Here is a 13,537-nt window from a genome sequence, read left to right on the forward strand (position 1 = left end):
GCCGGGCCGATCCGGTCGCGGCTTGCGCCGAACCCGAAAATCGTTTTCACTCGGAGTTCGGTTCACTGTCTCGGGGGCGAGGATGGCGGAAGACGACGGATACACGGCGTTCGAGTTCGAGGGACGCTGGCAGGACTATGCGCCGATCGCGTTCACCAACCTGCTGCTGACGATCGTCACGCTGGGCATCTACCGCTTCTGGGGCAAGGCCCGCACGCGCCGCTACCTGTGGTCGCGCACCCGCTTCATCGATGACCGGCTGGAGTGGATGGGCAGCGGGCTGGAGCTGTTCAAGGGCGCGATCATGGCGCTGCTCCTCGTGGTGCTGCCGCTGCTGCTGCTCAACACGCTGGCCCAGTCGCTGATCCTGCGGCAGCAATTCCTGCTGGGCGGGCTGGTGGCGTTCATCCAGATCACCGTGGTGCTGCTGCTGGTTGGCGTGGCCATGTTCCGCAGCCTGCGCTACCGCCTGTCGCGCACCTATTGGCGCGGCATTCGCGGCGGCAGCGACGATCCCGGCCTGCGCTATGGCTGGTCCTATCTGTGGAAGAACACCGTCGGCTATCTGGCGCTGGGGCTGCTGCTGCCCTGGGCCATGGTCAGCCTGTGGAACGAGCGCTGGAATGGCATGAGCTTCGGCCAGTACCGCTTCTCGGCCGGGGGGCAGGTGGATGGGCTGATGAAGCGCTATCTGCTGTGCTACCTTGCTCCGTTCATCGGCTTCGTCGGTATCTTCATCGCGATCGCCGTCATGGCCGCCACCCAAGCCATGAGCGGGAATGGCAACCCGGCCTCGCCCGGCGCCGCCGGAATTTTCGTCGGCTTCGTCGGCATTCTCAGCTTCTACCTGATCTTCGGGCTGGTGGTCATGGCCTATTACGCCAAGTTCTTCCGCCAGATGGTCGATGCGATGGACCTGGGCCCGCTCAGCTTCCAGTTCGATGCCAGCACCAAGGACTGGCTCAAGCTGCTGCTGGGCGATGTCGGACTGGTGCTGGTGACTCTGGGGATCGGCCTGATCTTCCTGGATTATCGCCACTGGAAGTTCCTGATCGATCACCTCGAGGCCTTCGGCGAGATCGACATGGACGCGATCAGCCAGTCGACCACGGCCGAGGTGCGCCAGGGCGAGGGCCTGCTCGACGCCTTCGACATGGGCGCGCTGTGAGCGCGGGTGGGGACGGCGGAGACGAGCAGGCCGTCCCCGCCATCCTGTTCGACGGCCGCTCGGCCCGACGACACGAGATCGCGATAGGCCGTGACGCAGGCGACCTGCTGATCGTCCACGAGACCGGCGCGATCGAACGGATTGCCCTCGCCGCGCTCGAACGGCAGGGCTCAGGCCCTTGGGGGGACCGGCTGGTCCGACCGGACCAACCCGGCTGGCGGCTCGACATCCCGGGCGGACTGCCCACCGCGCTGGCGGCCGCCCTGCCCGCCCCCCATCGCTATGGCCGGTGGATCGATCGGATGGGCCTGGGCCGCGCAGCCGTGGCCTTCGCCGCGATCAGCGCGGCGCTGGTCGGCGTGGTGCTCACCGCGCCGCAATGGCTGGGCCCGCTGGTGCCGCTGCCGGTCGAGCGGCGGATCGGCGAGGCGCTGGTGGGAGACCTGGCCTCGGCCACCTGCCACACCCCCGCCGGCGATGCCGCGCTGGCCAAGCTGATGGCCAGCGTCGACCTGCCGGGCCAGGCCCCGGTCCGGGCCCAGGTGCTCAAGGTCGGCATGATCAACGCCGCCGCCCTGCCCGGCAACCGGGTGGTCCTGTTCTCCGGCCTGTTCGACGAGATGAAGGACCCGGATGCGGTGGCCGGCGTGGTGGCGCACGAGCTGGGCCATGCCCGCAAGCGCCACGTCATGCAGGCGCTGCTGCGCGAACTGGGCCTGTCGGTGGTGCTCGCCGGAACCAGTGGGGCGGTTCCCGTCCAACTCGCCAAGGTGACCGGCCTGCGCTACTCCCGCGAAGCCGAGGGCGAGGCCGATGCCTTCGCCCGCGATCGCCTGTCGGCCGCCGCCATCTCCCCCGCCGCGACTGGCGCCTTCTTCGCCAAGGCGGCCAAGGAGGAGCCTGCCGGGCCATGGATGGTCATGCTCGCCTCCCACCCCGCCTCGGCCGACCGCGCAAAAGCCTTCGGGGGCGCCGTCGACCGGTCGCGCCGGTATCGCCCGGCCCTGTCCCCGGCCGAATGGCAGGCCCTGTCCCGGATGTGCGACGAGGACAAGCGGGTGCGTCCGCTGCTGGACTTCTGAACCGCCTCCCCTCGGGCTGCGCGCATCACACCGGCAGCGCTGTCGTGTACTTGGTCTGCGACAGCGCGAAGTGCGAGGCGGCGCCGCCCACCGCGGGATGGTCGAGCAGGACCCGCATCAGGAAGTGTTCGTAGTCGGCCACGTCGGCCACGACCACCCGCAGCAGGTAGTCCCACTCGCCCGACATCGAATGGCATTCGACGATCTCGCGCCGGCTGCGCACGAAGTCCTCGAAGGGCCCCCGCACCTCGCGCGCGTGGCTGCTGACCCGGACGTTGCAGAACACGTTGACGCTGCGCCCCACCGCCTCGGGATCGACCAGCCGGACCGTCGGCCCCAGCACCCCGGCCGCCTCCAGGCTGCGGACCCGCCGCCAGACCGAGGCGGGCGAGCTGCCGACCCGCTCGGCCAGGTCGGCATTGCTCAGCGCGGCATCGGCCTGGAGTTGCTCGACAATCCGGCGATCGATCGGATCGAGAGAAATTTGCTTCGACATTCCGCCTTATCCCGAAAATCTGTTTCATCTTTCTGCCATGGGACGCCAAGAATTGAAACGCATTTGCAGTGCCTCTGCGCTAGTCTTGGAACCATGGGAGAACCGCTGCAGGCACGCCCCGCGGGCGCGGCGCCGGACTGGACGATCGATCAGGGGTGGGAGCACTACACTCCCGCCGAGCACGCGCTGTGGGATCACCTCTTCGCGCGGCAGGCCGCCATGCTCAGGGGTCGGGCCGCGCCCGAGTTTCTGGCCGGGCTTGACGTGCTGCGGATGGACCGCCCCGGCATCCCGAACTTCGCCGACCTGTCCGACCGGCTGATGGGCCTGACCGGCTGGCAGGTGGTGGCCGTGCCCGGGCTGGTCCCGGACGAGGTGTTCTTCGCCCATCTCGCCGAACGCCGCTTCGTGGCGGGCAACTTCATCCGCACGCCGGACCAGATCGACTACCTGCAGGAACCCGACGTGTTCCACGACGTGTTCGGCCATGTCCCGCTGCTCGCCAACCCGGTCTTCGCCGATTACATGCAGGCCTATGGCGCGGGCGGCCTGCGTGCCGGGGGGCTGGGGGTGACGGCGATGCTCGCCCGGCTCTACTGGTACACGGTCGAGTTCGGCCTGATCGCGCGGGACGGCGCGTTGCAGATCTATGGCGCGGGGATCGTCTCGTCCTATGGCGAAAGCCGCTATGCGCTGGAGGACCCGGCCCCCAACCGGATCGGCTTCGACCTGCGGCGGCTGATGCGCACCCATTACAAGATCGACGCCTATCAGCAGACCTATTTCGTGATCGACAGCTTCGAGGATCTGCTGCGCCAGACGCTCGAGACCGATTTCGGCCCGCTCTATGCCGAGCTGGCCGACACCCCCGAATACGCCCCCGATGCCGTCCTCCCGTCCGACCGGGTGTACAACCGCGGCCAGGCCGCGCATCCTTCGCCTTCGTCCCCAGGAGCCTGTGCATGACCGACCACCACGACCATCCGGCCGACAATCCGCTGGGCCTCGACGGGTTCGAGTTCGTCGAATTCGCCGCGCCCGAGCGCGGGCTGCTCGAACCGGTCTTCGCCGCCATGGGCTTTGTCCAGGTCGCCCGGCACCGGTCGAAGGACGTCCAGTTGTGGCGCCAGGGCGGGATCAACCTGATCGCCAATTACGAACCGCGCAGCCCGGCCGCCTACTTCGCCGCCGAGCATGGGCCCTCGGCCTGCGGCATGGGCTGGCGCGTGAAGGACGCCGCCCGGGCCTATGCCGAGGCGGTGGCGCGCGGGGCCGAGCCGGTCGAGGTGGCCACCGGGCCGATGGAGCTGCGCCTGCCCGCGATCCGCGGGATCGGGGGATCGCTGATCTACCTGATCGACCGTTATGGCGAAGACCTGTCGATCTACGATATCGACTTCGTGTTCGAACCGGGCGGCGATCGCCATCCGGCGGGCGCGGGGCTGCGGTTGATCGATCACCTGACGCACAACGTCTATGGCGGGCGCATGGCGCACTGGGCCGCCTTCTACGAGCGGATCGCGAACTTCCGCGAGATCCGCTATTTCGACATCAAGGGCGAATACACCGGTCTCACCTCCAAGGCGATGACCGCCCCGGACGGCAAGATCCGCATTCCGCTGAACGAGGAGGGCGCCGGCGGCAACGGCCAGATCGCCGAATACCTGCGGGCCTACAACGGCGAGGGCATCCAGCACATCGCCTTCGCCTGCGACGATCTCTACGCGGTGTGGGACCGGCTCAACGCGCTCGGCACCCCGTTCGTCCCGGCCCCGCCCGAAACCTATTACGAGCTGCTGGCCGAACGCTTGCCCGGCCATGGCGAGCCGGTCGAGGAACTGCGGTCGCGCGGACTGCTGCTTGATGGATCGACCGAGGCCGGCGATCCGCGCCTGCTGCTGCAGATCTTCAGCCAACCCCGCATCGGGCCGGTGTTCTTCGAATTCATCCAGCGCAAGAAGGACGAGGGCTTCGGCGAGGGCAACTTCACCGCTCTGTTCAAGTCGATGGAGCTCGACCAGATCCGGCGGGGCACGCTCACCGTCGAGGGAGCCGAGGCATGACCCACCCGATCCAGCTCGGCGGCATCCACCACGCCGCCTACCGCTGCCGCGACGCGCGCGAGACGGTCGAATGGTACGAGCGGATGCTCGGCATGACCTACACCACCGCCTTCGCCGAGGATCACGTGCCCTCGACCGGCGAGTACGATCCCTACATGCACGTCTTCCTCGATGCCGGGAACGGCAATGTGCTGGCCTTCTTCGAGCTGCCGCAGCAGCCCGAGATGGGGCGTGATCCGAACACCCCGGCCTGGGTCCAGCACCTGGCCTTCCGCGTGGCGGACGAGGCGGCGCTGCTGGCGGCCAAGGCCCATCTCGAGGCGAACGGCGTCGACGTGCTGGGTCCAACCTGGCACGGCGTGTTCCGGTCGATCTATTTCTTCGATCCCAACGGCCACCGGGTCGAGCTCGCCACCGACATCGGCACCGAGGCCCAGTATGCCGAGCTGCGCCGCGTCGCGCCGCTGATGCTGGCCGAATGGAGCGAGACCAAGCAGGCCCCCCGCCATGCCGACTGGCTGCACCGGCAGCCGGGGGACGAAGGCTGATCCCATGCCGCTTGACCACACCCACGAAGCCGCCGCGACCAGCTGGGTCGAATCCGCCCGGGATCATCCGGTCTTTCCAGTCCAGAACCTGCCGCTGGGGATCTTCGCCCCGGCGGACGGCAGGCCGCGGATCGGCACCGCGATCGGCGCGTGCATCCTGGACCTGGCCGCCCTGGCCGAACGCCTGCCCGAGGCGGTGCGCCCGGCCCTGGCCGCGCCGACGCTGAACGCCCTGATGGACCGGCCCCCGGCCGAACGCGTGGCCCTGCGCCATGCAGTCTTCGCGCTGCTGACCGATCCGGCTCGGCGTGCCGCGGCCGAGCCCTGTCTCCACGCCGCGGCCGACTGCACGCTGCACCTGCCCTTCGCGATCGGGGACTACACCGATTTCTACGTGGGCATCCACCACGCCACCAACATCGGCCGGCAGTTCCGCCCGGACAATCCGCTGCTGCCCAATTACAAGCACGTGCCGATCGGTTACCACGGGCGCGCCTCGTCGGTCCGGCCCTCGGGCGTGCCGGTGGTGCGTCCCAAGGGCCAGCGCAAGCCGCCCGAGGCCGAACAGCCGGTCTATGGCCCCTGCGCCCGGCTGGACTATGAGCTGGAGCTGGGCGTGTGGATCGCCCAGGGCAATGAACCGGGCGATCCGATCGCGATCGCCACGGCGGGCGATCATGTCGCGGGCTTCTGCCTGCTCAACGACTGGTCGGCGCGCGATCTCCAGGCCTGGGAGTATCAGCCGCTCGGGCCGTTCCTGGCCAAGAACTTCCACACCACGGTTTCCCCCTGGGTGATCACGGCCGAGGCCCTGGCCCCGTTCCGCGCGGCGCAGCCGCCCCGCCCGGCCGGCGATCCGGCCCCGCTGCCCTATCTGTGGGATGCCGGCGATCAGGCGCGCGGTGCGCTCGCCGTCGATCTCGAAGTGCTGATCTCCACGGCGGCGATGCGCGCCGCGGGTCTGCCGCCGCACCGGCTGAGCCATGGCCCAGCCACCAACATGTACTGGACCGTCGCGCAGATCGTCGCGCACCACGCCTCGAACGGCTGCGATCTGCGTCCCGGCGACCTGCTGGGCACCGGCACGATCTCGGCCCCCACGCCCGATGGCTATGGCAGCCTGATGGAGCTGTCGACCGGCGGCAAGACCCCGGTCACCCTGCCTTCGGGCGAGACCCGCAGCTTCCTGGAGGACGGGGACGAGGTGATCCTGGCCGCCACCGCGCGCGCCGCGGGCTTCGCCCCGATCGGCTTCGGGGAATGCCGCGCCACGGTGCTGCCGGCCCGATGAGCGGGCTGGTCCTGCACGGCTACTGGCGGTCGAGCGCCAGTTACCGCGTGCGCCTGGCCCTGGAGCTGAAGGGCATCGCGTACCGGCAGGTGACCCACGACCTGCGCCTGGGCGAACAGTCCGCGCCGGACTATCTCGCCCTCGCCCCGCATGGGCTGGTCCCGGCCCTTGAGCATGACGGCCGCGTCCTGATCGAAAGCCCGGCGATCCTGGAATGGATCGAGGCGCGTTGGCCGAGCCCGCCGCTGCTCCCGGCCGATCCCGACGCCGCCGCCGTGGTCCGCGCCATGGCCGCGCTGGTCGCCTGCGACATCCATCCGCTGAACAACCTGCGCGTGCTGCAGGCCTTGCGGGACGATCTGGGCGCCGGAGAGGATCAGGTCCAGGCCTGGATCGCGCGGTGGATCCATGCCGGCTTCGCCGCACTGGAGGCGCTGATCGCGCGGCACGGGGGCACCTTCGCCTATGGCGACAGCCCGAGCCTGGCCGACTGCATGATCGTCCCCCAGGTCTACAACGCCCGCCGCTTCCAGGTTCCGCTCGACGCCTATCCCCGCCTGGTGGCCTGCGACGCTGCGCTCTGCGCCCTCCCCGCCGCGGCCGCCGCCCATCCCGACCGCCAGCCTGACGCCCAACCCTAACGCGGCGCGGTCACACTGGCGGCAAAGGCCGCGACATCGTCCACCACCGGCGCGCGATCGCGCCACGGCTTGGCGATCGCGGTGAGGATGCCGACATGACCCACCCGGGGATAGCGGCGCAGGCTGGCCGGCGTGCCGACCTGGGTCAGCCGGGCGGCCAGACTCTCCGAGTTGGCCGGGCGCACCGTGGTGTCCTTGTCCCCCGTGGCGAGCAGGGCCGGCGGCGCGCCAGGGGCGACATGAGTGACGGGCTGGGTGTCGCGCGCCTCCGCCGCGCCCTGGAAGGCGGCGGCGGCGATCGGACCGTCGAACGGATCGAAGTCATAGGGCCCGGCCAGCCCGGCAAAGCCGCGGATGGCCGACCGATCGGGCCCCAGCCAACGCGGATCGTAAGCCAGCATGGCGGCATTGTAGGCCCCGGCGCTGTGCCCGACGAGCACGATCCGTGACGGATCGCCGCCCCATTCCCCGGCATGGGCGCGAACCCAGCGCACCGCCGCCGCCCCGTCCTCGACGAAGGCGGGATAACGCACCTCGGGGACGAGCCGGTAATCCGGGATCGCGACGACAAAGCCGCGCGCCGCAAAGGCACGGCCGACAAAGCCATAGCCGTCCTTGGTCCCCGACCGCCACGATCCCCCATAGAGGAAGACGATGATCGGCCGCGCCGGCCCGCCCGAGGCGCCGCGCGGCGCATAGACATCGATCATCCCACGGCGCCCGGGGGCATAGGCCGCATCGTGAACCACGCGTACCACACCCTCGTCACGGGGCACGACGGTGTTGAACATGATCAGCCGCGAACAGCCCGAGGTGAGCAGCAGCAGCATCAGCGCCGCCGCCTGGCGCGCCGGCGATCGGGGTGCGGGCCGGGTCAAGGCTGGCGCAAGAGGTCTGTGCGCCAACTGCCCATAGCGAGCAGCGCCGGAAACAGCGACAGTGCGGCCCGGCTGGCGGAGGACCCGGTGGCGCCATGCCAGAACGCCAGCGCCGCGATGATCGCCGCCACCATCAGCAAGGGAACCACTTTGGCCATCGGCGGCATCTCCAGCCCGTGCGCCCCCCGACGCTAGCCGAGCCGCCGGCCCGCGGCAACATCCCGGGGCGGCCGGACAAGCGGGCGGCGTGACCCCATGGGGCCGCAGGCGCAACGGAGGGAAGGGTTGGGGGTGGGGGTTCGAGGCTTGCGTTTGCAAACGACCCGATCACCATTGCAATCTGTCTTCGCACCCCGCGTCGTCCCGGGCTGGCCTGCCCTGACACAGATCGAGGACCCGGGACCCGGCTTCTCTGTTCGCGCCGCTGCCGCAGAGGGCAGCCGGGCCCCGGATCAGGTCCGGGGCGACGATCAAGGAGAGAGGGGCCAAAGCCCGATTCTGCTCGCTTTTGCCCCGTCCATACCCGGGGCCGCCCAGGCCGTCTCGATCCGTCCCCCGGCCCTAACCGATCATCATCAGGCTGGCGTTCCCGCCCGCTGCCGTGGTGTTGACCGACAGCGTCACCTCTTCCAGCAGCCAGTCGCACGCATAGGCCAGCCCGCGCGCGGGGTCGGCGGCGTGGACCGGGACGACCGGGCCCGGCAGCGCGGCCACCTCGCGGGTGATGGCCCGCACCCGGTCGGCATCGCCCTCGACCAGGCAGGCCGCGAAGGGGCCCTCACCCGCGATCGCGAACTGCGCCGCCACCATGGGCGGCAGGCCCGGCGGCAGCGCCGCGCCCCGCACCACGCCCCGGTTTCCGGTGGCGAGCACTGCGGCCATCTGCTCGATCAGGCCGGCCGGGCTCGCCGGGTACAGCAGCACCTCGCCGCGCGGATGGAGGCTGTAGACATTGCGTTCGCCGACCGGACCCGGCAGCACCTGTTCGGCCCCGAGCGCCGAGGCGGCGGCATAGCGCCGTGCTTGCTCCGCCCCGGCGCGATCGCCGGTGGCGTCCAGCCAGTCGGCCAGGGCGTGGATCGGGGTCGCCAGGTGCGATGTGCGAAGCGGGCTGACCGGCGGCCGCGCCACCAGCCGGCCCAGGATCAGCGGCCCGCCCGCCTTGGGCCCGGTGCCCGAAAGGCCGCGCCCGCCGAACGGCTGCACACCGACCACGGCGCCGATCATGTTGCGGTTGACGTAAAGGTTGCCCGCCCTGATCCGCGCGGTGACCGCCGCTACCGTCTCGTCCAGCCGGGTGTGGAGCCCGAAGGTCAGGCCATAGCCGGTGGCGTTGAGATCGTCGATCAGCCGGCCGAGCTGCTCGCGGCGGAAGCGGACGACATGCAGCACCGGGCCGAACACCTCGCCGCCAATCTCGCCGACCGCCCCCACCTCGATGATGGTCGGGGCGACGAAGGTGCCATGCCGTGTCCCGTCGGGCAGAGGCAGGCGCTCCACCGCGCAGCCCCGGGCCTGCATCGCGGCCACGTGACGCTCAATGGTGTCGCGCGCGGCGGCGGTGATCACCGGACCGATGTCGACCTTAAGGGCATCGGTGCGGCCGATCCGCAGTTCGTGCAGGGCGCCGCGCAACATGGCCAGGGTGCGATCGGCGACCTCCTCCTGCAGGCAGAGCACGCGCAGGGCGGAGCAGCGCTGCCCGGCGCTGTCGAAGGCCGAGGCGATCACATCCGCCACCACCTGCTCCGCCAGGGCCGAGCTGTCGACCACCATGGCGTTCTGCCCGCCGGTTTCGGCGATCAGCGGGATCGGCTGCCCCGCCGGAGACAACCGCCCGGCCAACTGGCGCTGGATCAGGCGGGCCACTTCGGTCGATCCGGTGAACATCACCGCCGCGGTCTCGGGAGCAGCGACCAGCGCCGCGCCGATCTCGCCATCTCCGGTGACCAGGTGCAGCGCGTCGGCCGGCACCCCGGCGGCGTGGAGCAGGCGCACCGCCTCGGCGGCGATCAGCGGGGTTTCCTCGGCGGGCTTGGCCAGCACCGGATTGCCCGCGGCCAGGGCCGCAGCGACCTGCCCGACGAAGATCGCCAGCGGAAAGTTCCACGGACTGATGCAGACCACCGGCCCCAACGGAACCTGCGCCGCGCCAAAGGTGGTGCGCACCTGCGCCGCGTAGTACCGGAGGAAATCGATCGCCTCGCGCACTTCGGCCACGGCGTTGGGCAGGCTCTTGCCGGCCTCGCGCACGATCAGGCCGAGCAAGACGGGCATCCGGGCCTGCAGGGCATCGGCCGCGCTGTCGAGAATGCGGGCGCGGCTGAAGACCGGTTCGGCCGGCCACCGCGAACCGGCGGCGCGGGTGACTGCGGCTCGGGCGAAGGCGGGGTCGGCATCGACCACATGCCCCACCACGTCGCGGTGATCGGCGGGATTGTGGACCGGCCGCGCGGGGGCCGTACAGCCCGGCGGCACGGCATCCCAGGCCGTGGCGGCGCTTTCAGCCAGGGCCAGCGACAGGGCCGCGAGCGCATCCTCGTTGCTCAGGTCGATCCCCGGCGAGTTCGGCCAATCGGGATAGAGCCGGGCCGGCAGGGCGATCCCGTCATGCGGCGCGCCCGGTACGGGCATGGCGCGGACCAGGTCCGCCGGATCGGTGACCAGTTCGTCGATGCCAACCGCCGGATCACCAATCCGGTTCACGAAACTGGAATTTGCGCCATTTTCGAGCAAACGACGAACCAGATAGGCAAGAAGCGTCTCGTGCGTGCCCACCGGGGCATAGATCCGGCACGGCCGGTCGAGCCCCTCGGCACCGACCACCTGCTCGTACAGCGGCTCACCCATGCCGTGGAGGCACTGGAACTCATAGCGGTCGATGGCAAAGTCGGGACCGGCCAGGTGATAGATCGTTGCCAGGGTCTGGGCATTGTGCGTGGCGAACTGCGGGAACACCGCATCCGGTGCGGCGAGCAACTGCCGCGCGCAGGCGATATAGCTGACATCGGTGTGGACCTTCCGGGTGTAGACCGGGAAGCCGGGGAGGCCATCGACCTGGGCCCGCTTGATCTCGGCATCCCAGTAGGCGCCCTTGACCAGCCGGACCATGATCCGCCGCCCGGCGCGACGCGCCAGATCGATGATCCAGTCGATCACGAAGGGGCAGCGCTTGCCATAGGCCTGGATGACGAAGCCCAGCCCGTCCCAACCGGCCAGACCCGGGTCTAGCGCGAGGCTTTCCAGGAGGTCGAGCGACAGCTCCAGCCGATCGGCCTCCTCGGCATCGATGTTGAGCCCGATGCCATAGGTCTGGCACAGCCCGGCCAGCGTCCGCACCCGCGGCAGCAGCTCGGCCATGACGCGGTCGGCCTGGGCCCGGGCATAGCGCGGATGCAGCGCCGACAGCTTGATCGAAATGCCCGGCCCCTCATGGATCCCGCGCCGTTCGGCCGCTGCGCCGATCACGTGGATGGCGTTTTCGTAATCGCGGTAATAGCGCTCGGCATCGGCGGCGGTGGTGGCCGCCTCGCCCAGCATGTCGTAGCTGTAGCGAAAGCCCTTCGCCTCCAGCGTGCGTGCCCGGGCGACCGCCTGCTCGATCGTCTCGCCGGTGACGAACTGTTCTCCCATCATCCGCATGGCCAGATCGACCCCGCGGCGGATCACCGGTTCCCCGGCGCGCGCCACCAACCGGGCCAGCGCCGCGCCCAGCCCGCGCTCGTCGACCGAGCCGACCAGCTTGCCCGTCACCGCAAGACCCCAGCTCGCCGCGTTGACAAACAGCGAACGGCCTCCGCCGAGGTGCGCGGTCCAGTCGCCATCGGCGATCTTGTCGCGGATCAGGGCGTCACGGGTGGCATCGTCGGGAATGCGCAGCAGCGCCTCGGCCAGGCACATCAGGGCGACGCCCTCCTCGCTCGACAGCGAGTATTCCTGGACCAGCGCCTCGACCCCGCTGCCCCGGCGGTTCTGGCGCAAGCCGGTGACCAGTCGGCTGGCCGTGGCGCGGATCTGCGCGCAGAGCGGCTCGGGCAGGGTCGCCGCCTCGAGCAACGGCCGCACGGCCTCCGCCTCGTCCAGGCGATAGGCTGCGGTGATCGCCCGCCGAAGCGGGGTGGGCTGGCGCAATGAAGGAGCGAACTGCGCGAAGGGCGGGGCGAAGGTTGGTTCTGTCATGCCCTCGATCATAGCACGATTGGTATGTGCGATTTTCCTAAATTATGAGGATGGAGATAATCTATGGACCATTTTTGCCGTCTGAATCTGTCATTTCGACCATTAAGTTGGCCTATCTTAGTCAATATGTCCTTCAGCTGAACAGACTTTCCGGGTTCACGGCGGAAATCCCTTGCGATCCAAGGGACGGCCCATAGCCAGGCGCGAGGGCGCGGCAGCCATCAGCGGCATGGCTCAGGCCCCGCAGGGCGCGGCCTAGTCGAAGGACGCCGCCTCGAAGGCGAAGAAGCTGGCCCGCATGCGATCCTGGTCGGCCTTGCTGCCGGTGAAGATCGCGAAGGCGTCGATCGCCTGATGGACGGCCATTCCGCTGCCGTCGAGCGTCCGGCACCCCCTGGCCCGGGCTTCGGCGAGGAAGGCGGTTTCGAGCGGGAAGTAGATGATGTCGGCCACCCAGTGCCGGGCCTCGATGGCGGCGGCGGGGATCGGCATCCCGGGCAGCTTGCTCATGCCCACCGGGCTGGCGTTGAGCAACCCGTCGGCCTGGCGGGCGCTCTCTTCCGGACTGTCGGTCACGCGGACCCGATCGGCGCCATAGCGGGCAGCCAGTTGTCCGTGCAACGCGGCGGACCGGGTCGGGTCGGGATCGTAGAGCATCACTTGCGCGGCATCGAGCAGACCCAGCAGCGCATGGGCGGTAGCCGACCCGGCACCGCCGCAACCCAGTTGCAGAACCGTCCCGGGCCGGGTGTCCGGCAAGCCCAACTGGAACCCGGCCGCGAAACCGGTGACATCGGTGTTGTGGCCGATCCGCCGGCCATCGACGAAGGCGATGGTGTTGACCGCGCCGATCCCGGCCGCGGCATCCGACAGGCCATCGAGCAGGGGGATCACCGCCTGCTTGAACGGGAAGGTGACGTTGAGTCCGGCGAAGCCCAGCCGCTGCGCCGCCGTCACGACCTCGCCCAGATCGGCATCGGCCCACCCGCGATCGGAAAAGTCGAACAGCGAATAGACCATCCGCAGCCCGTGAGCCTCGGCTTCCTGCTCCTGAAGCCAGGGGGTGCGCGATTCGAGAATCCCGCGCCCCAGCAATCCCGCCAGAATACGGCCGTCGCGAATGGGTTGGGAACGGAGGGGCGCGGTCACGGGCAGGTCCATGGGCAAAGTGGCCTGCCCCGGCGCCAGGGC

At 69.8% G+C, this 13,537-nt stretch carries 12 protein-coding genes; 7 read left to right on the top strand and 5 right to left on the bottom strand.

All coding sequences use genetic code 11. From position 1 onward, the window contains the following. The first annotated feature begins 82 nt into the window (after window positions 1-82). On the top strand, window positions 83-1,168 hold the full coding sequence (locus H7F49_RS07705; protein WP_185683005.1) for a YjgN family protein: 1,086 nt from the start codon (window positions 83-85) through the stop codon (window positions 1,166-1,168). Further along, the gene (locus H7F49_RS19870) at window positions 1,165-2,250 is read left to right on the top strand and encodes a M48 family metallopeptidase (protein ID WP_185683006.1); all 1,086 of its coding nucleotides are present in this window, start codon (window positions 1,165-1,167) and stop codon (window positions 2,248-2,250) included. Before H7F49_RS07705 ends, H7F49_RS19870 begins: the two co-directional genes overlap by 4 nt. Before the next feature lie 25 nt (window positions 2,251-2,275). On the opposite strand, the gene H7F49_RS07715 is transcribed toward H7F49_RS19870, so the two are convergent. Next, window positions 2,276-2,746, bottom strand: coding sequence for an Lrp/AsnC family transcriptional regulator (locus tag H7F49_RS07715; RefSeq protein WP_185683007.1), 471 nt, complete (start codon window positions 2,744-2,746; stop codon window positions 2,276-2,278). 93 nt (window positions 2,747-2,839) lie between these two features. Between H7F49_RS07715 and phhA the strand changes: the two genes are divergently transcribed. From phhA to maiA, 5 genes are read left to right on the top strand one after another with little or no spacing between them, the layout of a single operon-like run. After that, window positions 2,840-3,712, top strand: a complete 873-nt coding sequence (gene phhA / locus H7F49_RS07720; protein WP_185683008.1) for a phenylalanine 4-monooxygenase — start codon at window positions 2,840-2,842, stop codon at window positions 3,710-3,712. Further along, window positions 3,709-4,809, top strand: coding sequence for a 4-hydroxyphenylpyruvate dioxygenase (gene hppD / locus H7F49_RS07725; RefSeq protein ID WP_185683009.1), 1,101 nt, complete (start codon window positions 3,709-3,711; stop codon window positions 4,807-4,809). Before phhA ends, hppD begins: the two co-directional genes overlap by 4 nt. Then, complete coding sequence (locus H7F49_RS07730) at window positions 4,806-5,357, top strand: VOC family protein (RefSeq protein ID WP_185683010.1); 552 nt, start codon at window positions 4,806-4,808, stop codon at window positions 5,355-5,357. The genes hppD and H7F49_RS07730 overlap by 4 nt, the downstream gene beginning before the upstream one ends. 4 nt (window positions 5,358-5,361) lie before the next feature. Next, the gene (fahA, locus tag H7F49_RS07735) at window positions 5,362-6,648 is read left to right on the top strand and encodes a fumarylacetoacetase (protein WP_185683011.1); all 1,287 of its coding nucleotides are present in this window, start codon (window positions 5,362-5,364) and stop codon (window positions 6,646-6,648) included. Next, the gene (gene maiA, locus H7F49_RS07740; RefSeq protein ID WP_185683012.1) at window positions 6,645-7,289 is read left to right on the top strand and encodes a maleylacetoacetate isomerase; all 645 of its coding nucleotides are present in this window, start codon (window positions 6,645-6,647) and stop codon (window positions 7,287-7,289) included. The genes fahA and maiA overlap by 4 nt, the downstream gene beginning before the upstream one ends. Here maiA and H7F49_RS07745 read toward each other — a convergent pair. From H7F49_RS07745 to H7F49_RS07760, 4 genes are all read right to left on the bottom strand, one after another. After that, a complete protein-coding gene (locus H7F49_RS07745; RefSeq protein ID WP_235982002.1) occupies window positions 7,286-8,167 on the bottom strand; it encodes an alpha/beta hydrolase in 882 nt (293 codons plus the stop codon). The genes maiA and H7F49_RS07745 overlap by 4 nt on opposite strands. Then, complete coding sequence (locus H7F49_RS07750; protein ID WP_185683013.1) at window positions 8,164-8,325, bottom strand: hypothetical protein; 162 nt, start codon at window positions 8,323-8,325, stop codon at window positions 8,164-8,166. The genes H7F49_RS07745 and H7F49_RS07750 overlap by 4 nt, the downstream gene beginning before the upstream one ends. Before the next feature lie 403 nt (window positions 8,326-8,728). Next, on the bottom strand, window positions 8,729-12,346 hold the full coding sequence (putA, locus tag H7F49_RS07755; protein WP_185683014.1) for a trifunctional transcriptional regulator/proline dehydrogenase/L-glutamate gamma-semialdehyde dehydrogenase: 3,618 nt from the start codon (window positions 12,344-12,346) through the stop codon (window positions 8,729-8,731). A gap of 255 nt (window positions 12,347-12,601) precedes the next feature. Further along, the gene (locus H7F49_RS07760; RefSeq protein ID WP_328806597.1) at window positions 12,602-13,495 is read right to left on the bottom strand and encodes a shikimate dehydrogenase; all 894 of its coding nucleotides are present in this window, start codon (window positions 13,493-13,495) and stop codon (window positions 12,602-12,604) included. Window positions 13,496-13,537: the final 42 nt, after the last annotated feature.

The sequence above is a fragment of the Novosphingobium aerophilum genome (assembly GCF_014230305.1).
Lineage (GTDB): Bacteria > Pseudomonadota > Alphaproteobacteria > Sphingomonadales > Sphingomonadaceae > Novosphingobium > Novosphingobium aerophilum.